The 21,994-nt window shown below is 63.2% G+C and carries 21 protein-coding genes; 8 read left to right on the forward strand and 13 right to left on the reverse strand.

Annotation, left to right across the window (positions count from 1 at the left end):
* Positions 1-78: 78 nt before the first annotated feature.
* The 6 genes from ytfQ to FNV92_RS23985 form a co-directional block, all read right to left on the reverse strand.
* A complete protein-coding gene (ytfQ, locus tag FNV92_RS23960) occupies positions 79-1,044 on the reverse strand; it encodes a galactofuranose ABC transporter, galactofuranose-binding protein YtfQ (protein ID WP_143844286.1) in 966 nt (321 codons plus the stop codon).
* 367 nt (positions 1,045-1,411) lie between these two features.
* A complete protein-coding gene (locus FNV92_RS23965; protein WP_143844285.1) occupies positions 1,412-2,584 on the reverse strand; it encodes a fumarylacetoacetate hydrolase family protein in 1,173 nt (390 codons plus the stop codon).
* A gap of 79 nt (positions 2,585-2,663) precedes the next feature.
* Complete coding sequence (locus FNV92_RS23970; protein ID WP_015687272.1) at positions 2,664-3,641, reverse strand: HEAT repeat domain-containing protein; 978 nt, start codon at positions 3,639-3,641, stop codon at positions 2,664-2,666.
* A gap of 2 nt (positions 3,642-3,643) precedes the next feature.
* On the reverse strand, positions 3,644-3,877 hold the full coding sequence (locus FNV92_RS23975) for a 4Fe-4S dicluster domain-containing protein (protein ID WP_008141081.1): 234 nt from the start codon (positions 3,875-3,877) through the stop codon (positions 3,644-3,646).
* A 31-nt stretch (positions 3,878-3,908) separates the two neighbouring features.
* A complete protein-coding gene (locus FNV92_RS23980; protein WP_143844284.1) occupies positions 3,909-5,651 on the reverse strand; it encodes a fumarate reductase/succinate dehydrogenase flavoprotein subunit in 1,743 nt (580 codons plus the stop codon).
* 104 nt (positions 5,652-5,755) lie between these two features.
* The gene (locus FNV92_RS23985; RefSeq protein WP_015687274.1) at positions 5,756-6,529 is read right to left on the reverse strand and encodes a ferredoxin--NADP reductase; all 774 of its coding nucleotides are present in this window, start codon (positions 6,527-6,529) and stop codon (positions 5,756-5,758) included.
* 195 nt (positions 6,530-6,724) lie between these two features.
* Between FNV92_RS23985 and FNV92_RS23990 the strand changes: the two genes are divergently transcribed.
* The 5 genes from FNV92_RS23990 to FNV92_RS24010 all read left to right on the forward strand — a co-directional run bounded on the left by FNV92_RS23990 (position 6,725) and on the right by FNV92_RS24010 (position 11,346).
* Positions 6,725-7,021: a gamma-butyrobetaine hydroxylase-like domain-containing protein gene (locus tag FNV92_RS23990; RefSeq protein ID WP_168213807.1), complete on the forward strand. Its 297-nt coding sequence runs from the start codon at positions 6,725-6,727 to the stop codon at positions 7,019-7,021.
* A gap of 187 nt (positions 7,022-7,208) precedes the next feature.
* On the forward strand, positions 7,209-7,985 hold the full coding sequence (locus tag FNV92_RS23995) for a Crp/Fnr family transcriptional regulator (protein WP_143844282.1): 777 nt from the start codon (positions 7,209-7,211) through the stop codon (positions 7,983-7,985).
* Positions 7,986-8,150: 165 nt separating this feature from the next.
* Positions 8,151-9,572: an ABC transporter substrate-binding protein gene (locus FNV92_RS24000; RefSeq protein ID WP_168213587.1), complete on the forward strand. Its 1,422-nt coding sequence runs from the start codon at positions 8,151-8,153 to the stop codon at positions 9,570-9,572.
* 35 nt (positions 9,573-9,607) lie between these two features.
* Positions 9,608-10,477 (forward strand): ABC transporter permease, encoded by an 870-nt coding sequence (locus FNV92_RS24005; protein ID WP_244623645.1) that lies wholly within the window; start codon positions 9,608-9,610, stop codon positions 10,475-10,477.
* Positions 10,474-11,346, forward strand: coding sequence for an ABC transporter ATP-binding protein (locus tag FNV92_RS24010; RefSeq protein WP_168213586.1), 873 nt, complete (start codon positions 10,474-10,476; stop codon positions 11,344-11,346). Before FNV92_RS24005 ends, FNV92_RS24010 begins: the two co-directional genes overlap by 4 nt.
* A gap of 141 nt (positions 11,347-11,487) precedes the next feature.
* On the opposite strand, the gene FNV92_RS24015 is transcribed toward FNV92_RS24010, so the two are convergent.
* The 7 genes from FNV92_RS24015 to FNV92_RS24045 all read right to left on the reverse strand — a co-directional run bounded on the left by FNV92_RS24015 (position 11,488) and on the right by FNV92_RS24045 (position 17,776).
* Complete coding sequence (locus FNV92_RS24015; RefSeq protein WP_143844278.1) at positions 11,488-12,546, reverse strand: YeiH family protein; 1,059 nt, start codon at positions 12,544-12,546, stop codon at positions 11,488-11,490.
* A gap of 111 nt (positions 12,547-12,657) precedes the next feature.
* Positions 12,658-12,876, reverse strand: coding sequence for a hypothetical protein (locus tag FNV92_RS24020; RefSeq protein WP_015687281.1), 219 nt, complete (start codon positions 12,874-12,876; stop codon positions 12,658-12,660).
* A 163-nt stretch (positions 12,877-13,039) separates the two neighbouring features.
* The gene (locus FNV92_RS24025; protein WP_015687282.1) at positions 13,040-13,753 is read right to left on the reverse strand and encodes an ABC transporter ATP-binding protein; all 714 of its coding nucleotides are present in this window, start codon (positions 13,751-13,753) and stop codon (positions 13,040-13,042) included.
* On the reverse strand, positions 13,750-14,505 hold the full coding sequence (locus FNV92_RS24030) for an ABC transporter ATP-binding protein (RefSeq protein WP_143844277.1): 756 nt from the start codon (positions 14,503-14,505) through the stop codon (positions 13,750-13,752). The genes FNV92_RS24025 and FNV92_RS24030 overlap by 4 nt, the downstream gene beginning before the upstream one ends.
* A 2-nt stretch (positions 14,506-14,507) precedes the next feature.
* The gene (locus FNV92_RS24035) at positions 14,508-15,527 is read right to left on the reverse strand and encodes a branched-chain amino acid ABC transporter permease (protein ID WP_143844276.1); all 1,020 of its coding nucleotides are present in this window, start codon (positions 15,525-15,527) and stop codon (positions 14,508-14,510) included.
* Positions 15,524-16,426 (reverse strand): branched-chain amino acid ABC transporter permease, encoded by a 903-nt coding sequence (locus tag FNV92_RS24040; RefSeq protein ID WP_015687285.1) that lies wholly within the window; start codon positions 16,424-16,426, stop codon positions 15,524-15,526. Before FNV92_RS24040 ends, FNV92_RS24035 begins: the two co-directional genes overlap by 4 nt.
* A gap of 90 nt (positions 16,427-16,516) precedes the next feature.
* Complete coding sequence (locus FNV92_RS24045; protein WP_143844275.1) at positions 16,517-17,776, reverse strand: ABC transporter substrate-binding protein; 1,260 nt, start codon at positions 17,774-17,776, stop codon at positions 16,517-16,519.
* A gap of 171 nt (positions 17,777-17,947) precedes the next feature.
* Between FNV92_RS24045 and FNV92_RS24050 the strand changes: the two genes are divergently transcribed.
* The 3 genes from FNV92_RS24050 to FNV92_RS24060 are packed head-to-tail and all read left to right on the forward strand — an operon-like array spanning position 17,948 to position 21,992.
* Complete coding sequence (locus FNV92_RS24050) at positions 17,948-19,441, forward strand: AMP-binding protein (RefSeq protein ID WP_143844274.1); 1,494 nt, start codon at positions 17,948-17,950, stop codon at positions 19,439-19,441.
* Positions 19,438-20,079 carry a TetR/AcrR family transcriptional regulator gene (locus FNV92_RS24055; protein ID WP_143844273.1) on the forward strand — a complete coding sequence of 214 codons (642 nt, stop codon included), beginning with the start codon at positions 19,438-19,440 and terminating at the stop codon, positions 20,077-20,079. Before FNV92_RS24050 ends, FNV92_RS24055 begins: the two co-directional genes overlap by 4 nt.
* Positions 20,076-21,992 carry a flavin-containing monooxygenase gene (locus tag FNV92_RS24060; RefSeq protein WP_143844272.1) on the forward strand — a complete coding sequence of 639 codons (1,917 nt, stop codon included), beginning with the start codon at positions 20,076-20,078 and terminating at the stop codon, positions 21,990-21,992. The genes FNV92_RS24055 and FNV92_RS24060 overlap by 4 nt, the downstream gene beginning before the upstream one ends.
* Positions 21,993-21,994: the final 2 nt, after the last annotated feature.

A 21,994-nucleotide genomic window follows, 5' to 3' on the forward strand; every position in this document is an offset into this window, starting at 1 on the left:
CACCCAGCCTAGCCGCTCTTACGGCTGTTTCGAAGAGAGGCTCCGGACCGCAGCAGGCGATCCGGCGCGGCACCCGCCTCAGTAACCGAGGCCCTTCTTGCTGTCGTAGATCTTCTGAGGATCGTCGGCCGCAGTATAGAGCTTGGATTCGGTCTGGATCCACTTCGGCGGAACGGTTCCCTTGCCCTTGAAGGCCGCGATCGCATCGAGCGCAGGGCCGGCCATGTTCGGCGTCAGCTCGACGGTCGCATTTGCCTCCCCGGCGGCCATCGCCTTGAAGATGTCGGGGACGGCATCGATCGAGACGGTCAGTATCTCCTTGCCAGGCTTGAGCCCGGCTTCCTTCATCGCCTGGATCGCACCGACCATCATGTCGTCGTTGTGCGCGTAGACGGCGCAGATCGACTTACCGCCGCCTTCGGCCTTGATGAAGCTCTCCATCACTTCCTTGCCCTTGGCGCGGGTGAAGTCGCCGGTCTGGCTGCGCACCACTTTCAGGTTCGCATGCTTGGCGATGGCGGTATCAAAGCCCTTCTTGCGATTAGCGGCGACGCTGGCGCCGACCGTTCCCTGCAATTCGACGATGTTGCAGGCCTTGGCGCCGACGGTCTTGGCCAGCCAGTCGCCGGCGACCTCGCCCTCGTGCACGCTGTCGGATGTGACGGCGGTGAGATAGAGCTCTTTGCCGGAGGGATCGATGTCGCGGTCGAGCAACACGACCGGAATCTTGGCCTCCTTGGCTTCCTTCAGCACCGAGTCCCACCCGGTCGAGACGACGGGCGCGAGGAAAATCGCATCGACGTTCTGCGCGATGAAGGACCGGATCGCCTTGATCTGGTTCTCCTGCTTCTGCTGAGCATCGGCGATCTTGAGATTGACCCTGCGCTTGGCGGCTTCCTGCTTGGAGACGGAAGTCTCGGCCGCGCGCCAGCCTGATTCCGATCCGATCTGCGAGAAGCCGATGGTGAGCTCGGCGGCGTTCGCCGGCAGCGCGAGCAGCAACGCGGCGGTGGCGCTGGCCGCAAAGAGGGCTTTGAGGGTCATCGAGCGTGTCTCCCAAGTGTTTATCTCGGGCGCCAGTTGGTAGCATGGCACCCCGAAGGCGCCCTTTTGGGCGGCGGAAGGCACTATTTCACGGAAGATGAGTTCCGACTAGTCATATTATTTGACTATTCGTTCAGAAATGTAGGTTGGGCGATGGGTGATCAAATGACACACCCAACACGATTTTGTTCCAAGGATGCAACGAGGAGATGAAGGAAGATTGTGAGACTCGGCGAGCGTGACACCGTCATGGGCGGCGTCGCTTCCGCTCGCCTATGTCCCGGCATCCACGCGTTGCCATGCACGAAGAACGCGGATGCCCGGGACAAGCCCGGGCATGACGGCCGCACACAGAGAGGCGAAAAAGCTAAATCAGCTTCCGCTGCGCGAGGTTCTTCATCAGGGCGCCGATGCCGAAGGTCCAGGGCTCGCATTCGTCGCTGGTCCGCATGCGGTTGACGAGCTTGCCGAGCTGGGGCGCGGCGATCGTGACGATGTCGTCGCGCTTGTGGGTGAACCCCTGCCCCGGTGCATCACGATCCTTCACCGGCGCGAACATCGTGCCGAGGAAAAGCACAAAACCGTCGGGATATTGATGCACCTTGCCGATGGTCTGCGCGACGAGGTCGGTGGGATCGCGGCTGATCATGCTGATCGAGGAATGGCCGTCGAGGACGAAACCATCCGCCCCCTTCACGTTCAGGCTGATGTCCAGCTTGCGCGCGTCATCAAGCGTGAAAGTGTCGTCGAACAGGCGCAGCAGCGGGCCGATCGAGCAGGAGGCGTTGTTGTCCTTGGCCTTCGACAGCAGCAGCGCCGAGCGGCCCTCGAAGTCGCGCAAATTGACGTCGTTGCCGAGCGCGCCACCGACGATCCTGCCGCGGCTCGACACGAACAGCACGAGCTCGGGCTCCGGATTGTTCCAGGTCGATTTCGGATGCAACCCGGCATCCATGCCGGTGCCGACCGACGATAGCGTGGGGGCCTTGGTGAAGACCTCGGCATCGGGACCGATGCCGACCTCTAGATATTGGCTCCAGGCGTTCTGATCGATCAACACCTGTTTCAGGTGCATCGCCTGGTCCGAGCCCGGCTTGAGCTTCGACAGATCGTCACCGATCAGCCGCGTCACCTCTTTGCGGATCGCTTCGGCCGAGGCCGGATTGCCCTTCGCGCGTTCTTCGATGACGCGCTCCAGCATCGAGATGGCGAAAGTGACGCCGGCGGCCTTCAGGGTCTGGAGATCGACCGGCGCGAGCAGCCACGGCTTTGTCGGGTCGCGCAGGTCGGGCGGCGTGTTGGCGACGATCGCATCGAGATCGCCGATGCGCTCGCCCTTGGTAGCGGCAAGCGCCTTCGCCGGAGCATCCTCTTCGCAAAGCGCGCTGACGGTCGGAAACTTCGCGGTGACGTCGAACACGCCGTCGCTGCGCACGGCGACCACGGCCGGGCCGTTCGCCTGAGGCAGCCAGACACGGCCGACCAACGTTCCCCGCGTGCCGTCCTCGGGAAGAAGATCCTTGGTTGTCAGTGTCGTCATAGCCGCGTCCTCGCTGTTTCCCGGCGAAGACCAATAAACGTCTGGCTCCGGAAGTCCAGAGCGGCGGGATGCCCGGCTTCTACGCCCCTGCCCGCGCCTTTCGGGCCGCGATCTGTTGAAGTGCCCAGCGCGCGTTCTTGCGGACATCGGGATCAGCATCGTCGGCGATGACCGCCAGGAACGCCTCGCCGTCGGGATGGGCGATCTCGCCGAGCGCGGCGGCCGCTTCCTTCCGCAAATTGGCCTGATCGTGATTGATGCAGTTTCCGATCGGGCGTACCGCACGCTCGATCTTCATTCTGCCGAGACTGCGGATTGCTTTCAGCCGCACCTGCCAGAATTCGTCAGCCAGCGCACCGACGAGCTGGTCTGCCGCGATCGAACCGTTGACGTTGAGACCCAGCGTTTCCGCCGCCATCTCGCGGACCATCCAGTCGGCGTCCTTCAGCGCGCGCGTGATCGTCTCGGCAGCGGGCTTCATCTGCGAGAACGCCAGCGCGCTCACGGCGGCCCGGCGCACATGCGCATCGGGATCGTTGATCAATGCAGTCAGAGCGGGGATGGATTCCTCCAGCTTGAGGAATCCGATCACGCCGATCGCCTGCACGCGCACGGCAGCGTCCGTATCCAGAAGCGCTTCCAGCGCCGGCTTCAGCGTGTCCTTGCAGCGCAGCTCCTTCAGCGCACGCAGCGCGCCCATGCGGACGAACGCGTGAGCATGCTTGACCAGCGGCAGGATGATTTCCGCACAAGCTGGATTCTTGAATTCGGCCATGCTGTCGGCTGCGGCGGCAGCGACGATTCTTTCAGGGTCGACCAGCAGCTTTACCAGCGCGCTCGCAGCCTCCGGCCCGTCGAACTCGCCAAGCGCCATCGCGACCTGCTGGCGCACGCCCGCGTCGGGATCGGCGACCATATTGGCGAGATGCGGAACCGCGGCTGGATCGCCGGAATGACCGAGCGCGATGATCGCGACACGGCGCTCCGCGGGATCGGCGGCCTGGAGCCGCTCGTCAGCGTCCTCGAGGTCGTCGTAGGATTCGAACGGGCTCGACATGACTACCTCAGGAGATAGGGAATGTTGACGGTGACGGCGCCAGTCGGGCAATCCGCTTCGCATGGCATGCAGTACCAGCATTCGTCATAGGCCATGTAGGCCTTTCCGGTCATGTCGCTGATGCGCAGCACGTCGAGCGGGCAGACGTCCACGCACACGGTGCAGCCCTTGTCGGCGATGCATTTGGCGTCGTCGACGACCACCGGAACCGATGTCTGATAGGAAGCGAGAGGCATCGTTGATCTCCTGTTACTAGGTTGCGGCGGATCAGGCGGAGGCGCGGATGCGCTGCTTGTCGTAGAGGTCCTTCTCGTCGTCGGCGATCGGGACGACGTACGGCTCCACCGCACGCTTCTCGCTGGTCATCTTGCCGTCCTGCTTGGAGAGCAGCGTGTGGCAGAACCAGTTTTCGTTGTCCTTCTCCGGGAAGTCCGTGCGCCAGTGATAAAGGCCCCAGCGGCTCTCCTCGCGATAGAGCGAGGCATGCACCGCCATGTCGGCGCAATCCATGATCGACTGCACTTCGAGGGCGCGGAGCAATTCGTGCGCGTTGCGCGCGATCATATGTTCCTGCATGTCTTGCCGCGTCTCGGCGAGGCGGCGCATGCCGAGCTCGTATTTGCGCGTGACCTTCGGCGGCTGGAGGTAGTCGTTGACGAGACGCCGGGTCTTGTACTCGACCTGGTTCGGCGGAATGCCGTCCTCGCGCTTGGTCGGCGCCAGCACGCGGTCACGTTCCTTGGCGACGTCAGCGGCGTCGAACTCCGCAAAGTCGTGGCTGTCGGCGAACTCCATCGCATCGATGCCGGCAACCGCCCCGTTAGTGAAGGCACCCAGCATGTAGTTGTGCGGCACGCTCGCCATGTCGCCAGCAGCGTAGAGGCCCGGGACGGTGGTGCGGGCATTGTCGTCGACGAACACACCGGAGGCGCTGTGGCCGGAGCAGAATCCGATCTCGGAGATGTGCATCTCGATCGACTCGTTGCGGTAGTCCACCCCGCGCCCCTGCTGGAACAGGCCGCGCGTCGGGCGCTCCACCTTGTGAAGCGTGGACTCGATCTCGGAGATCGTGTCGGGATGGAGATGCTTGAGCTGGAGGAACACCGGACCCTTGCCTGACAGCAGCTCGTTGTAGAACTCCAGCATCATCTGGCCGGACCAGTAGTCGCATTCGATGAAACGCGATCCCTCGTTGTTCGCAGTGAAGGCGCCGAAGGGTCCGGCGACATAGGCGCAGGCCGGGCCGTTATAGTCCTTGATCAGCGGATTGATCTGGTAGCATTCGAGGTTCGCAAGCGCCGCACCGGCGTGATAGGCCATTGCGTAGCCGTCGCCGGAATTGGCGGCATTCTCGTAGGTGCCGAACATGTAGCCGGAGGTCGGCAGGCCGAGGCGGCCGGCGGCGCCCATGCAGAGGATCACGGCCTTGGCCTTGATCACCAGGAGCTCGGCGGTGCGGGTGTTGACGCTTATCGCGCCGGCGATGCGGCCATCGGCGGATTTGAGCAGACGCGTTGCCATGTAGCGGTTGGAGATCAGGATGCGGGCGCGGCGGAGCTGGCGGTAGAGCGCCTTCTTCACAGTCTCGCCGTTCGGCATCGGCAGCACATAGGTGCCGATGTGGTGTACCTTCTTGACGGCGTAGTCGCCGTTCTCGTTTTTCAGAAAGCGGATACCGAAACTGTCAAGCTCCTCGATGATGCTGTAGCAGTTCTGCGCGTATTTATAGACCGCCTTCTGGTCGACGATGCCGTCGTTGGCGATGGTGATTTCCTTGGTGTACTGCTCCGGCGTCGCATATCCGGGGATGACGGCGTTGTTCAGCCCGTCCATGCCCATCGAGATCGCGCCGGAGCGCTTGACGTTGGCCTTTTCGAGCAGAACGACATTCGCCTTCGGGTTCTTCAGCTTCGCCTTCAGCGCCGCCATCGGGCCAGCCGTGCCGCCGCCGATCACCAACACATCGCAGGAAACCTCCGAAAGTCCGTCGACGATCTGATCTAGTGCCATCGCTTGCTCCTGGTCCGCCGGAAGGTCCGGCGCCTTTGCATCAGATTTGTTCAGGGGGCCTTCCGGCGATAGCAATTAGTTGTCGCCGGAGACCGATTTGGGCCTCAGCGCTCGACGAAAGCCTTTTCGATCACGAAATGGCCGGGCTGGCTGTGGTTCCCTTCGACGAAGCCCCGCGCGGAAAACATCGCCGGCAGTTCCTCGAGCATCGCCGGGCTGCCGCACAGCATGATGCGGTCCGTCCCGAGATCGAGGCCGCCTTGTCCGATATCATCGAACATCTGGTTCGAGGCGATCAGGTCGGTGATCCGGCCGCGATTCCTGAACGGCTCGCGGGTGACGGTCGGGTAATACACCAGCTTGTCACGGATCAGGGGGCCGAAGAACTCGTGGTTGCGCAAGCCTTCGACGAGGTGCTCGCCATAGGCGAGCTCCGAGACCTGGCGGCAGCCATGGGCGAGCACGATGGTCTCGAAGTTCTCGTAGACGTCGGGGTCCTTGATCAGGCTGGCAAAGGGCGCGAGCCCGGTGCCGGTCGAGAGCAGCAGCAGGCGTTTTCCCGGAATGAGATTGCCGGTGATCAGCGTGCCCGTCGCCTTGCGGCCGACCAGGATGATGTCGCCTTCCCTGATCTTCTGGAGACGCGATGTCAGCGGGCCGTCCTGTACCTTGATCGAGAAGAATTCGAGCGCCTCCTCGTGATTGGCGCTCGCCATGCTATAGGCCCGCATCAGGGGTTTGCCCTCGACCTCGAGCCCGATCATCGCGAATTGGCCGTTCTGAAAGCGGAAGCCGGGGTCACGCGTCGCGGTGAAGCTGAACAGGGAATCGGTCCAATGCCTGACCGACAAAACCGTTTCCTTCTGAAAAGCGCTCATCCGTCATCTCTCCTTGCCTGCGTCGGCGCAAGGTTTCGGAGCAGGAGGAATCGGGCAATGCGGAAGTGGGATTTCCGGTCGATTAGTTTCACATTTCAGCGGCCATGACCGGCGAGATGGCAGTGCCGCTGCGCCGGCGCCGGCAATTAGTTGCTATTCGCGCTCGCCTGCGATGACGTAGAAGCGAGCATGTCCATGACCCTGGTGGCACCGACCGTGGCCGATTACGAAGCCAGCGCCGATCTCGCGACGCTGCTCGTCCGCACCGCACAGGACGATACGCTGAGCCTGCCGGCCGAGCAGCTTCGCCTCTCCTGCAAATGCGCCCACTGCATACGGGCCCGCTTCGACGGCCGCTTCCCTGATGCGTTTCCGGGCATCGCCATAACCGAGATCGGCGATCTCGGTTATGGGCTGAACATCTCGTTTTCGGATGGGCATAACCGGGGGATCTATCCGAAGCCGTATCTGTTGAGTTTGGCGAGGCGGTAGGCTTCCATCTACCCACAATTCGCTGTCATTCCCCGCGAAAGCCGGGAATCCAGTACGCCGCGGCCTCTCCGTACCCCCTTGCTGCCGCTGGAATACTGGGTCGCCCGGTCAAGCCGGACGACGACAGTGGAGTAAGCTGGCACGGACATTGCTCCTCTTTAGAACGATTTAAACGTTCCGGAGGCGGATGATGTTGCAGGCGGCCAATGTGGTTCGCGGGGCTGTTCCCCCGATAGTTCGCCCTGCAGGTGGTTCCTCGCTGCTGCTCACCGAGAACCAGCAATGGATCGGCGGGCCCCCGCCGCTGATGGACAAGCTGACGCCGCGCGAGCGGGAGCAGGTGTTGAAGCAGGGCCGCCGAAAGGTGCTCAACCGCGGCCAGACGCTGTTCAGCCAGGGCGGCAAGCATGACGGCATCTGGCTAATCGAAAGCGGCCGCATCCGTGTGTTCTACACCTCGCCGCTCGGGCGCGAGATCACCCTGGCCTACTGGCATGTCGGAAATTTCGTCGGCGGCCCCGAGGTGTTTGAAGGCACCGTGCATCAATGGTCCGGCGTCGCATCCAGCAATTGCAGCGTCGTGCACCTGCCAGGGAAGGAGCTGCGGTCGCTTGCTGTGGAGATCCCGAGTCTTGCCATCGGCCTGATCGAGGGCCTCACCTTCAAGGGCAAATGCTATTCGGCGCTGGCGCAGATGCTGGGAACGCGCTCGATCACGCAACGCCTCGCGCATCTGCTGCTGCATCTCGTCGAGCTCTACGGTGTCGAGGACGCTGACGGCCGGGTGATTGCTGCCGCCTTCACCCATGCCGACATCGCCCACATGGTCGGCGCTACCCGGCAATGGGTCACGATCAGCCTGAAGCGGATGCAGGAGAAGGGAATCGTCGTGACCAAGCGCTCGCAGATCGTGGTGTGCCGGACCGACGTGCTGGAAGAGATGCGCGGCCAGAGCGGCGATTAGGGTTGGTGCACAGGCAAGCGGCTTTATAGTGCAAGACTGCCCAAGGAGTATGCAATCAGCTTTTCCCGGCAACTAATCGACTGCGGCGGTCATTCCGGATTTGCCCTGCCCGAGCCCTCACCCAATCATGGCAACCACAGCACATCCAACCGAATGAGGATGAGAATGGTCCGCCATCTTCCCACGCTCTCGATCGCGATGTCGGTGACGTCGCTGGCGCTCCTGCTCGCGCAGCCGGCTACGGCGGAAACCGTCACGCTCGGTATCGGAACGCAGGACACCACGACCAACACGGTGACGGCCGGCGTCGTCATCCGGCAGCTTCATCTTCTCGAGAAATATCTGCCGAAGGACGGCAAATATTCCAGCATCAAGTTCGAGCTGGAGTGGCAGAACTTTACGTCCGGCCCGCCCGTCACCAATGCCATGATGGCGAACAAGCTGCAGATCGGCATGATGGGCGACTATCCGCTGATCGTGAACGGCTTCACCTTCGACAGTAATCCCGAGAGCAAGAGCCGCCTGGTCGGCATTGCCGCCTACAGCCTGTCGGGCTCCGGCAACGGCATGGTGGTTCACAAGGACTCGCCATACTACGATCTCGCCGATCTCAAGGGCAAGCTCGTCAGCGTGCCCTTCGGCTCCGCCGCGCACGGCATGGTGCTGAAGGCGATGCAGGATCGCGGCTACCCCGCCGATTTCTTCCAGCTCGTCAGCCAGAGCCCGGAGGTTGGTTCGACCAACCTCCAGGAGAAGAAGATCGACGCGCATGCCGACTTCGTTCCTTTCGCCGAGCTCTTGCCGTTCCGCGGCTTCGCGCGAAAGATCTTCGACGGCGTCGAGACCAATCTGCCGACCTTCCACGGCATCGTGGTGCGCACCGATTTTGCCGAGAAATATCCCGAGGTCGTCGTTGCCTACTTCAAGGCGCTGATCGCCGCTAACCAGTGGCTGCGCGACGATCCCAAGCTCGCCGCCGAAAAGATCCAGGAATGGACCGGAATCAACAAGGAAGTCGTCTACATCTTCCTTGGACCTAGCGGCAACATGACGACAGATCCAACGGTCAAACCAGCGTTGGTCGATGCAGCCGCGACCGACGTCAAGGTCCTCCAGAACCTCGGCCGCATGAAGGAATTCGATCCGAAAAAGTGGGTCGACGACAGCTACATCCGCAAGGCCTATGCCGAGATGAAGCTCGACTACGATGCTCAGCTTGCGAGCACCAGCAATTACGAAATCAAAGGCGAAGACGCTTTCTGCAAGAAGCCGATCACCGATGCGCGCAAGGCCGGTGAGGTCTGGGTCGAGGACGCCGGCATCCTGCCGTTCTCGTCGGCGAGCTGCACCTTGGGGGCCTATGCCGACTTCAAAGCCAAGGGCAAGAAGATTAACGTCGCCTATGTCTTCGATACCACCCGCGGCATCAAGCTGTTCGCCGACCAGGCGTTCTTCGCGGTCGGCAATGGCGAGGTTGCGCCGTTCCTGCTGAAGAAGGACGCCGAAGCCCACGCCGCCAGGATCAGCGGCAAGGTGCTCGGCTTCGACGACGCGGTGAAGGCAGCAGTCGGCGGAGGCAAAACGTGAGCAGCTCCGCCATCCTCAGACATTCCGAGGACAGCATGCCGGCAACAGCAATCGCCGAGGCGGGCTCCGTGCCCGCCACCACACCACAAGCGACACCGCCCTCGTTCGGTACGCTTGCGCTGCGCTGGTACCGGCTCAACCGGGCGGGGCTGCGCGCGACCGCAATCGGCATCATCTCGCTGCTCGCTTTCCTGCTGGCCTGGCACCTGCTCACGACCTATCGCGTCGTGTTCTTCGTACGCTTCACCAACGTACCCTCGCCGCTGGCGGTCTATGCGAGCTTCACCAAGGCGATCCACGATCCAAAATTCCTGCTGCACATCGCCTTGAGCTGCCGGCGTATCCTGGTCGGCTTCTCGCTCGCGGCGATCATCGGCGTGCCGCTTGGCCTCATCATGGGCCGCTTCAAGCTCGTACATGAGATCGTCTTTCCGGTTGCGGAGGTGCTGCGGCCGATCCCGGCGATCGCCTGGGTGCCGATGGCGATCATGCTGTGGCCGACCAACGAGCAGAGCATCGTCTTCATCACCTTCCTAGGCTCGTTCTTCCCGATCCTGATCAATACTCTGCACGGCATGTCGCTGGTCGACCCCGTTCTGGTGCGTGCCGCGCAATGCCTCGGCGCGCGCGAGCGATCGATCTTCCGCGACGTGTATTTTCCGGCCTCGCTGCCGCATATCTTTACCGGTCTCACCGTCGGCATGGGCGTGGCCTGGGTATCGCTTATCGCCGCCGAGATGATCTCCGGTCAGTACGGCATCGGTTACTTCACCTGGGAGGCCTATTCGCTGGTCCAGTACGCCGACATCGCACTCGGCATGATCGCGATCGGCGTATTGGGCCTCGGATCGAGCCTGCTCATCAGGGGCGCGGGACAATTGGTGATGCCGTGGAGGTCGACATGAGCGAGATGCTTGCAAACCCGCCGAAGGGCCACATCGAGGTCAGGAATTTTTCCCTCAGCTATGACAGTATCGAGGGACCGGTCCAGGCCGTCACCGATACGCAAATCCATGTGAGGCCGGGCGAGTTCGTTTCGATCGTCGGACCTTCCGGCTGCGGAAAGTCGACGTTGCTCAATGCGGTCGCGGGCTTCCTCAAGCCGACGACCGGCGTCGTTACCGTCGACGGCGAGCGTGTGAACGGCCCCAGTGCCGAGCGCGGCATGGTGTTCCAGCAATATTCGCTGTTTCCCTGGAAGACGGTGCGGGAGAATGTCGAGTTTGGCCTGAAGATGCGCGGCATGCCGCGCTCGCAGCGCGAACGCGCTGCGCGCACGCTGCTGGGGCTCGCAGGGCTCGAGGCCTTCGAGAAGCATTATCCGGAAAAACTCTCCGGCGGCATGAAGCAGCGCGTCGGCATCGTCCGCGCGCTCGCGACGGGGCCCAAAGTGCTGCTGCTGGACGAGCCTTTCGGCGCGCTCGACGCGCAGACGCGCGTCATCATGCAGCAGATTCTCACCAACATGTGGCAGCGACTGAAGATCTCGGTGCTGTTCGTGACCCACGACATCGATGAAGCGATCTTCCTCTCCGACCGCGTCTACTGCATGACCGCCCGCCCCGGCTCGATCAAAGCAGAGATCCCGATCCCGCTGGAGCGACCACGGCAGCAAGCGATGATGATGTCGTCGGAGTTCCTGGCACTACGCCGCGGACTGATGTCACTGATCCGCGAGGAAAGCATCAAGGCGATGGGCGGTGAGATCACCGATCTGGGCATGCAGGGGCTGAACATCGAGCTGCAGGGGCATTCGCTGGCGGACGTGATTTAGGTTACCGCGCCCCGCCTACGCGGATGACGACTCGCAGGGTGGGCGAAGCGAAGCACGCCCACCATTTTTGTCACGAATGCTGATACATGGTGGGCACGGCGCTTTCGCGCCTTTGCCCACCTTACGGCAGTTTTGTCCTGCTTACTTAAACCAATGCACCAGCGCGATGCTGATGCCGAGCAGCAGCATCAGTGACAGCGTGACCGCAGCCGTCACCCTTCCGCCAACATTGGCAAGCACGCGCACGTCCACGCCGAGGCCGAGTGCAGCCATCGACACCACGGTCAGGAAACTCGTGATCTTCGTCACCGGCCCCACCACCGTACCAGGCACGATCTCCAGCGATCGCAGGGTCGCAAGCGCGAGGAAGCCGAGGATGAACCAGGGGACGAGACGGAAAAACCCGACATTGGTCTTCTTCGCGCCGGTCTGCCAGCGCGAGGCGGCGAGCGAGAGGCCGACGACGACCGGGCCGAGCATCAGCACCCGCATCAACTTCACGAGCGTGCCAATCTGCGTGGCGACGAGCCCCGCCGGCACCGTCGCCGCCAGCACTTGCGGCACCGCGTAAACGGTCAGACCTGCCAGGATGCCGTATTGTGTAGCTGTCAACTGCAACAGCGGAATCAACAGCGGCAGCCCCAGCACAATCATCACGCCGAGGATCGCGGTGAATGAAATCGATGAGGCGATCTCGTCGTTGTTGGCGCCAATGATCGGTGCCACGGCCGCGATCGCCGAATTGCCGCAGATCGAATTGCCGCAGGCAATCAGGATCGACAGCCGCGTCGACAGCCCGAGCAGCCGGCCGAGACCGAAGGACGTGCAAAGCGCGACCACGACGACCGCGGCGATCGATGCCAGCAGCGCGATGCCCGACGCCGCGATGGCGGCAAAGCTGATCGAGGCCCCAAGCAGCATGACCGCGACTTCGAGCAGCTGTTTGGCGCTGAAAGCGATGCCGGACTGCCAACGCGGCGCCGGCTTCCAGAAGCTGCGGAGTGCCATTCCGAGCAGGATCGCCATCACCAGCGCCTCGACATAGGAATGCTCGAAAACGCCCAGTTCCGCCCGCTCGAGCAAGGCCGAGACGCCGGCGACCAGAACGCACAGGAGAATGCCCGGAATCAGCGCCGCAATGCGGCTCGCGGCGGTGGCCGGCTTGGCGTCAGCCGGCGTGGATGCTTGATTCTGCGACACAAATCTCTCCAACAGGAGAAGGATTTATACGCAGCGCCGCTCGATAGGGGAATAAGTTTTCGGCATATCAGGGCCGAGGGAAGTTCTGTGCTTGAGCTGGAATATTCCAGCTCAGAAGATCAGGCTTTTCGCGAGCGAGGCGACGCGGCTGAAGCCGTCATACACGCCGGGCTCGAAGAAGGCCGCACGCGCAAATACGATGCCGGCGACAAGCGACCAGAACAGGCCGGTGCCGACCCGCAGCAGGAGCTTGGACGCACGCGACCGCGGCTGGGTGTCCGTTGCGGACACCAGCTCCTCGCCGAAGGGTTCAAATCCAGTGCGTTCCATGGCCGCCAATCCATCAATTTCTGAACGGAATGTCGTCGTTTCGGCCTCAAACGGCAATGGAAGCGATTGGCGTTTTTTACCTCCGAAGGGGAAACTCTTTCCTCAGGACAGTCCCGGGACGATGGCTTTCTTCTTTCGGCCTATTCGGGCACCGGCCGGCGGCTTACAGGGCCAGATAGCGGCGCCGGATCGCGTCGTTGGCCTTCAGCTCGTCGATTCCGGCGGCGTAGACAATCTGGCCCTTGTCGATGACGGTGGCATGGCTCGCCAGCCCCAGGCAGAAATGCATGTTCTGCTCCGCGATCAGCACAGTCGACCCGAGTTGGCGAAGCTGCCGCAGCAGCTCCCCGATCCGCTGCACAATGATCGGGGCAAGCCCCTCGCTCGGCTCGTCCAGGAGTAACAGCGCGGGATTGCCCATCAGCGTGCGGGCGATCGCGAGCATCTGCTGCTCGCCGCCGGACAGCCGCCCCGCGATGCGGTGGCGCAGCGGCTCGAGCAGCGGAAAGACCTCATAGATGCGTTTGATCGGCCATTCGTCCTGGCCCTCCGGCCCCTTCTTGCGACCGATGGCGAGGTTGTCCTCGACCGTGTGCTCGGGAAAGATCTGGCGATCCTCCGGCACGAAGCCGAGGCCGGCGCGCGCGATATGGTGTGGCCTCTGGCCGGAGATCACCGCGCCGCGAAGGCTCACTCTGCCGCGACGCGGCGGCGCCAGCCCCATGATCGCCTTCATGGTGGTGGATTTGCCGGCGCCATTGCGGCCAAGCAGCGCCATCGTCTCGCCCTGCCGCACCGACAGGCCGACACCGAACAGGATCTGGCTGGTGCCGTAATAGACGTCGAGATCGGAGACTTCGATGATGGCTGCGCTCATGCGGCGGCTCCCGCATGCTCGGTGCCGAGATAGGCCTCGATCACCGCACTGTTGTTGCGGATCTCGTCGGGTGTCCCGGTTGCCAGAATACGGCCATAGCAGAGCACGACGATCTTGGGCGCGATCTTGAACACAATGTCCATGTCGTGCTCGATGAAGACGACGGTGATCTTCTGCGTCTCCCAGAGCTCGCGCACCTTGTCGATCATGCGCCAGCGCTCTTCCGGACCCATGCCTGCGGTCGGCTCGTCCAGCAGCAGCACCTTGGGTTCGAGCACCAGCGCAAGGGCAATATCGAGCAGCTTCTGGTCGCCGTGCGACAGCGTCGCAGCCGTGCGATGGCGTTTGCTCGCGAGGCCAAGCAGCTCCATCACATGCTCGGCGCGGTCGCGCGTTTCCGGCAGCGGAAAGCGCTTGTGCAGCACCGCTGACGTCCGCTGGTCGGCGCTGACGGCAGCCAGCATGGTCTCCTGCACCGTCAGCGATTTGAAGATACTGGCGACCTGGAAGGCACGCCCGATGCCGTGGCGCACGATCTCCGGCGGCGAGCGGCCGGCGAGATCGACGCCGTCGAGCAGCACCTGGCCGGAATCCGGCTTCAGCGCGCCGGTGATGAGATTGAAGAAGGTGCTCTTGCCCGCACCGTTGGGGCCGATCACGGCCGTGAGCGAGCCGTCGGGAAAGTCGAGCGAGACGTCGTTGGTGGCCTTCACGCCGCCGAAGGATTTTGCGAGGTTGCGAATCTCAAGCATAGCTAGCGCCCCTCGCTCGCATCGCGCCGATGCGCGAACCATTCGGCGACGAAATCGAGCAGGCCTTTGCGCAGGCCGAGCGCGAAGAACAGGATGACCACGCCGAGCACGATGCCGTGATATTCGGTGAAGCGCGTCACGGTGTCATTGAGCAGCAGCAGCAACACCGTGCCGACCATCGGTCCGAGGAAGGTCGAGACGCCGCCGAGCATGTTGATGAAAATGCCCTCGCCCGAGATCGTCCAGTAGGCGAACTCCGGATAGGCACCGGAGACGAACAACGCCATCACCATGCCGCCCATCGAGGCGAACAGCGCCGCCAGCACGAAGACGGTGAGCTTGGCGCGCCAGACGTCGATGCCGAGGAAGCTCGCGCGCGCGGCGTTGTCGCGGATCATGCGCAGGGTGTAGCCGAACGGCGATTGCGCAATCTGGCGCATCGCGAGCAGGCCGAGGATCAGCAGCGCGCAGCTCGCGATGTAGAGATGGACGTGGTTGGCGAGATTGATGCCGAGGAATGCGGGACGCGGAATACCGCCGCGCAGGCCTTGATCGCCGCCGGTAAAGGAGGCCCATGACAAAATTGTCGAGTGGATCAGCATCTGGAAGGCGAGCGTCACAAAGGCAAAATAGATCTCCTTCAGTCGTACGCAGATCGCGCCGATGACGGCTGCGATCACGGCCGTGATCGCCAGCGTCGCGACGAAAGCCACGGGAATCGGCACGCCTAGCTTCTGCATGATCAGGCCGAAGCTGTAGGCGCCAAGGCCGAAAAACATGCCGTGGCCGAACGAGGTCAGCCCGGTATAGCCGACCAGCAGGTTGAGCGAGGTCGCGAACAGGCCGTAGGCAGAGCAGCGGATGACGAAATCGAGCAGCGCCTTGCTGCCTGACAACAGCGGCAGGCTCGCGAGAACCGCGAAGGCGACCAGCGCGATCAGGACGTCGCGATAGCGATACAATGCCGCGCCATCGCGCACCGGCGCCAGCGTCTCGGCGCGTCCGGCCTCGAGCTCGGTCATGCCGCCTCCTTGCCGAACAGGCCGGTGGGCTTTGAGACCAGCACGATCACCATGAACAGGTACATCAAGCCTTCCGTGAACAGGGGAAAGCCGAGCGAGCCGTAAGACCTGATGAGGCCGAGCAGCAACGCGCCGATCAGCGCACCCAGGATCGAGCCCATGCCGCCGATCACCGTGACGATGAAGGATTCGATCAGCACCGAAAATCCCATCCCGGGCGTCAGCGACCGCACCGGTGCGGCAAGCGCGCCGGCCAAGCCTGCCAGCATACCGCCGAGTGCGAACACGCCGCCATAGATCAGGCCGGTATTGATACCGAGCGCCGACACCATGCCGGGATTGTGCGCGGCCGCGCGGATCACCTTGCCGATGCGGCTGCGCGACAATCCGATGCCGAGCACGATGGCCGCCACCAGCGCGACGCCGATCAGCAGCAGATAATAAGGCGGCACGACGCCCCCGGCGATGAACAGCGGCATCACCTGGAACGCCGCCGGCATGCCCATCGACCTGAATTCCGGGCCCCAGATCAGGCGCACGACGTCGTCGAAGATCAGCACGAACGCATAGCAGACGAGAAGCTGCATCAGCACGTCGGCGCCGTAGACGCGGCTCATGAAGACGCGCTCGAAGATCAGGCCGAGGATCGCGGTGCCCGCTGCGCCCGCCAGCATCGCCAGCGCAAAGCTCCCGGTGAGCTGATAGGCCGTCATCGCAAAATAGGCGCCGAACATATAGAAGGCGCCGTGGCTGAAATTGACGACCTTGAGCACGCCGAAGATCAGCGTCAGCCCGACCGCGACCAGGAACAGCAGCATGCCGATGATGAGGCCGCTGGTGGTTTGCGTCACCAGGCAGGAGGAACTGGTGAGGCAGCCGGCAAGCGCGTCGAGATCCACGGGAACACTTTCATTGCAGCGCGCCCGAAGCGGCGCGGAGAGCCAAACGAAAACGGCGGAGACGGTCGCCCGTCTCCGCCGCGTGTCGGTTCAGGTGTAACCCTTGCTCTTCTTCCACTCGGCCTCTAACTCGAAGATCGTCTTCCAGTCGCCGGCCTTGACCTCTGGCACATAAGGTTCCTGCGGGATCGTGGTGCCCCAGCCGATCGCGTAGCCGACCAGCGTGTGGTCGTCGCCGCGCATCGTCACGGTGCCGTCGGCGCCGAACGGGCACTTGATGGTGAGACCCTTCAATGTCTCCGCAATCTTCTTGCCGTCGGTGGAATTCGCCTTCTTCGCGGCTTCGGCGAGGAACATCACGGCGGTCGCGTTCTGCCACGACCAGTTGGTCGGGTACTCGTTGTACTTCGCCTTGTAGGCGTCGCCCCAGGCCGCGTTCTCTGGCGTGGCCGGGAAGGTCTTGATGTAGCGGTTGCCGGAGTGGATGCCCTTGGGCAGGTTCTTCACGACGGTGAGCGCGGTGTAGTCCGCCATGTTGACCGCGAACACCTCCATCTGGCCGAACATCGCGTAGATGTTGGCCTGGTCGATGTAGGAGGTGAGATCGCCACCCCACAGGCAGGAGTACAGCGCCTGCGGTTTGGCCTGCAGAATCTTGGTCACCACCTCGGTGTAGTCGGGCTGGAACAGCTTCGGCCAGGACTCGCTGATGATCTCGACATCGGGCGCGAAGCGCTTCAGGTACAGCGTGAACTCGCCGGTGGTATCGCGGCCATAGGCATAGTCCGGCGAACAGGTCGCCCATTTCTTCAGGCCCTTGGCCTTGGAGATCGCGGCGGCGTAGCTGCCGCCGACGATGGAATCGTGAATGCCCTGGCGCACGCAGCGGAACGCGTTCGGGATGTGCTGCTTGGGATCGGCGGTGAGTGAGGACGCTTCCGAGCAGGTGTGAACGCAGAGCACGCCGAGATCGCGCGCTACCTCGTGGACCGCGAACGATCCGGACGAGGCCTCACCATCGATCAGCCACTCGCAACCATCGGTGTTGACGAGCTCGCGCGCGACGCGGGCGGCTTCCTGCGGTTGGCCTTTGGAATCGCGGATCACCATCTCGATCTGCCGGCCGGCGAGGCCGCCGGCCGCGTTGACCTTCTCGACCTCGAGCATCACCGCATTTCGCGACGACGTGCCGAGCTGCGCGACGCGGCCCGACAGAATTGTCGGCATGCCGATCTTGATGGTCTTGGCTTGGGCCCGCGCCACCCACGGCGCGGCAACACTCATCGCACCGGCGCCCATCAGCGCCAGCGTTGAACGGCGGCTGATGCCCGGCGTGCGGGTTCTCGTCATTTTCCCCTCCCTCTTTCGGGTCGGCGTTTCCTGATCCCTGTCGGAGATCGTCTCGTCTCCGTGGGTTCAAGGATTTCAGAGGTAGGGGGGTGACGTCAAGCCAAAGATGAATTACGAGTCAGAATTCATCGATGGAGGCAACGAGGCCGCAACTGGCCCAAAATCCGCGCAATGATCAACCTGTCGAGCTTCATCGCCTTTCATGCCCGGCGCACGCCGGACCAGCCTGCGCTGAAATATCGCGGCGAGGAGATCTCCTATGCCGTCTTCGATGCGCGCATCCGCAAGGCCGCCGGCTGGCTCGCCGCGCAGGGCATCGGTGCCGATGATGTTGTGGCGGTGCTGATGAAGAACAGCGCGGCGTTTCTGGAACTGGTGTTTGCCACCAGCCATCTTGGTGCGGTGTTCTTGCCGATCAACTTCCGCCTTTCACGCGACGAGGTCGGTTACATCACAGGCAATGCCGGTGCGCGCCTCCTGATCGTTGATGATGAATTGGCTGCGAATGCCGCTGGCGCAAGGGTTGTCGTGCTCGACCAGGCCGCCCAGCAGAGCGTCACACGCCTCGCCGGCAACACGCCGCCCGCCCCGATGCATGTGCGCGCGCCGTCCGACCTGATGCGGCTGATGTACACGTCGGGGACGACCGACCGCCCCAAGGGCGTGATGCTCTCCTACGATAATTTCTACTGGAAGTCCGCCGACCAGACCATCGCGCTCGGCCTCGACGCCGGCACGCGACTGCTCGTCGTCGGCCCGCTCTATCACGTCGGCGCGCTCGACCTGCCCGGCATCGCCGTGCTCTGGCACGGCGGCTTCATCCACATCGAACGTAATTTCGAGCCGGAAAGCGCGCTTGCCGCCATAGCGGAAGACAAGCTTAACGCGGCCTGGTTCGCCCCCGTGATGACCACCGCGATGCTGACCTGCCCAACCCGCGACAGCTACGACGTCTCCAGCCTGGCATGGGCCATCGGCGGCGGCGAGAAGACGCCGGAGGCGCGCATCCGCGCCTTCTCCGAATACTTCCGCAATGCGCGCTACATCGACGCCTACGGCCTCACTGAAACCGTCGGCGGCGACACCTTCATGGACGCCGGCCGCGAGATCGAGAAGATCGGCTCGACGGGGCGGGCCATCGCCCATGTCGAGATCGAGATTCGCGATGAGGATGGCAGGACGCTGCCGTCGAACGTCAACGGCGAGATCTGCCTGCGCGGCCCCAAGATCACGCGCGGCTACTGGAAGGATCCGGACAAGACGGCGGCCGCCTTCTTCCGCGACTGGTTCCGCAGCGGCGATGTCGGCTATCTCGACGACGAAGGCTTCCTGTACCTCACCGACCGCAAGAAGGACATGATCATCTCCGGCGGCGAGAATATCGCCTCCTCCGAGGTCGAACGTGTCATCTACGAACTTTCAGAGGTGCGCGAGGTCGCCGTGATCGGCCTGCGCGATCCGCGCTGGGGCGAGCGGCCGGTCGCGATCGTCGTGCTGGCCGAAGGCGCGAGCCTCGAGCTCCCCGCCCTCACCGAACATTGCCGCGCCCGGCTGGCGAGCTTCAAGGTGCCGAAGCAGCTCGTCATCCGCGACAGCCTTCCGCGCAATCCGAGCGGAAAGATTCTCAAGCGCGTGCTGCGCACCGAGCTGGAGACGTCTGAATGACGCAAGCGAATGCCAAGGTCGCAAAGCTCAATCGCGTCGAGCGCAACGCCTGGACCAAGCAGAAGATCTTTGAGGCCGCCACCAAGGTCGTCGGAAAGCATGGCTATGCCGAAGCCTCCGTCGCCCGCATCACCGAAGAGGCCGGCGTCGCGCAAGGCACCTTTTACAATCATTTCGAGAACCGGCAGGAGTTGCTCGACCAGCTCCTGCCGAAGATCGGCCTCGACATGGTCGAGTTCATCCGCGCCCGCACCGGCACGGCGGATGCGGCGCGGCAGGAGATCGCGCGCTTCTCCGCCTTCTTCGACTTCATCCGCGAGGTGCCGGAATTCCTGCGCATCCTCAACGAAGCCGAATTCTTTGCACCGATCGGCTACCAGAAGCATCTCGACAACATCTCGGTCGCCTATGTCCGCATCCTGCGTCGCGCCCGCGGGGCCGGCGCCATCGAGGATTACAGCGACGAGGAATTCGAGGCCATCGTCCACATGCTGATGGGCTCGCGCGGCTATCTCAGCCGCCGCTACTCCTACTCGGAAGGCGGCGTAACCGCCGTTCCCGACCACGTCATCTCCGCCTACCGCAAGCTGATGACGCGTGGACTGTTCAGTTCATCCGGAGATCAGGAAACGCCATGAACATCGGATCTCCACGCCAGCCGCTCGACCTCGCCTCGGCGATCGCCGAAGGCGACATCCGGTGCCTCCTGATGGTGCTGGTACACATGACCGGCGATATGCGCTGGCTCGAGCCGCCGTACTTGCCCAAGCGCGACATCCGCCTCATTCCCGATCCCGAAGCCGGGGTGCCCAAGGAGATCCAGGACGAGATCCGCGCCGCCGTGGTCGAGCTCTTTGCCGACGGCACGCCCAGGCCCGTCATCATCGATCCCGGCGAAGAACTGCTGCTGAAGATGATGCGCAGCTGCCTCGGCGAGAACGTCGCGCCGGAATACGCGCCCTTGATGCGCGAGGAGATGGGATTCGTGCCGCGCGAGCCGCGTTGGACCAAGCGTCCCTCCGACGAAAAGCTCGCGGAACAGCATGTCCTCATCGTCGGCGCCGGCGTCTGCGCCATCGCGCTTGGCGTCGCGCTCGGCCATCTCGGCATTCCCTACACCATCATCGAAAAGAACGGCGAGCTCGGCGGCACCTGGTGGATCAACCGCTATCCCGGCTGCGGCGTCGACACGCCGAACCACTCCTACTCCTATTCCTTCGGTTCGCACAACGAATGGACGCGTTACTTCTGTCAACGCGAGGAGTTGCTCGGCTATCTTCAGAAGGTCGCCGAGGAATACGGCATCCGCAAGCATCTGCGTGTCAACACCGAGCTGACATCATCGCGCTGGGATGAGGAGAAGCGGCGCTGGATCTCTACGCTCAAGACCGAGAATGGCGAAGAGACGTTCGAGTCCACCGCGCTGGTCTCTGCCATCGGCCAGCTAAACGATCCCTCGCGCGCGCGCTTCAAGGGCGAGGAAAATTTCAAGGGAACGATCCTGCACTCGGCGCTGTGGTCGGATGACATCAAGCTTGACGGCAAGCATGTCGCCGTGATCGGCACGGGCGCGACATCGATGCAACTCGTGCCGACCATCGCCGGCCGCGTCGCCTCGGTGACGGTCTATCAGAGGAGCGCACAATGGGCGCGGCCGGTGAAGGGCTACGCCGACCCGATCAGCGAAGGCGCACGCTGGCTGCTGGCGCATCTGCCGTTCTACGTGCAGTGGTATCGCTTCAACATGTTCTGGCGCTACGGCGACGGCCTGCTGCCCTTCCTTCGCAAGGACCCGGCGTGGCCGCATCCCAAGCGTGCCGTCAACAAGGGTAATGACCGGCACCGCCAGGAATTGACCGAATTCATCCTCGCCGAGCTGAAGGACCGGCCCGACCTGATCGCAAAGTGCGTGCCGACCTATCCGCCCTACGGCAAGCGCATCCTGCTCGACAACAACTGGTTCAAGACTCTGACTCGGGACAATGTCCAACTCGTCACCGACACGATCGATCATTTCGACGAGGGCGGCATCGTCACCGCCGACGGCGAGCGCCGTCCCGCCGACATCGTCGTGGTCGCAACCGGCTTCAAGGTCACGGAGATGGCGGCGCGCCTCAACATCAGCGGCCGCGACGGCAAGGATTTGCGGCAGGCCTGGGCCAATGACAACCCGACCGCGTTCCTCGGCCTCACCGTGCCGGGCTTTCCGAACTTCTTCTGCATGCTCGGACCGAACTCGGGCCCGGCACACGGCGGCAGCGTCATTTTCCAGTCGGAGTGCCAGAGCCGCTACATCTCCGCCTGCCTCGCCGACATGATCGAGCAGGACGTCGCCGCCGTCGACGTGCGCCAGGACGTGCTCGACGACTACGTCCGCAAGGTCGATGCCGAGCACGAGACCATGATCTGGACCCATCCGGGCATGAGCACCTACTACCGCAATGCGAGTGGCCGCGTGTTCTCCGCGATGCCCTGGCGGTTCGTGGATTACTGGCGCATGACGCATGACCCCGATTTGGGGCAATACAGGCTGACGAAGGCAGAAGCTTAGGG

Origin of the sequence: Bradyrhizobium cosmicum (assembly GCF_007290395.2) — a bacterium.
In the GTDB taxonomy this organism is placed as follows: domain Bacteria; phylum Pseudomonadota; class Alphaproteobacteria; order Rhizobiales; family Xanthobacteraceae; genus Bradyrhizobium; species Bradyrhizobium cosmicum.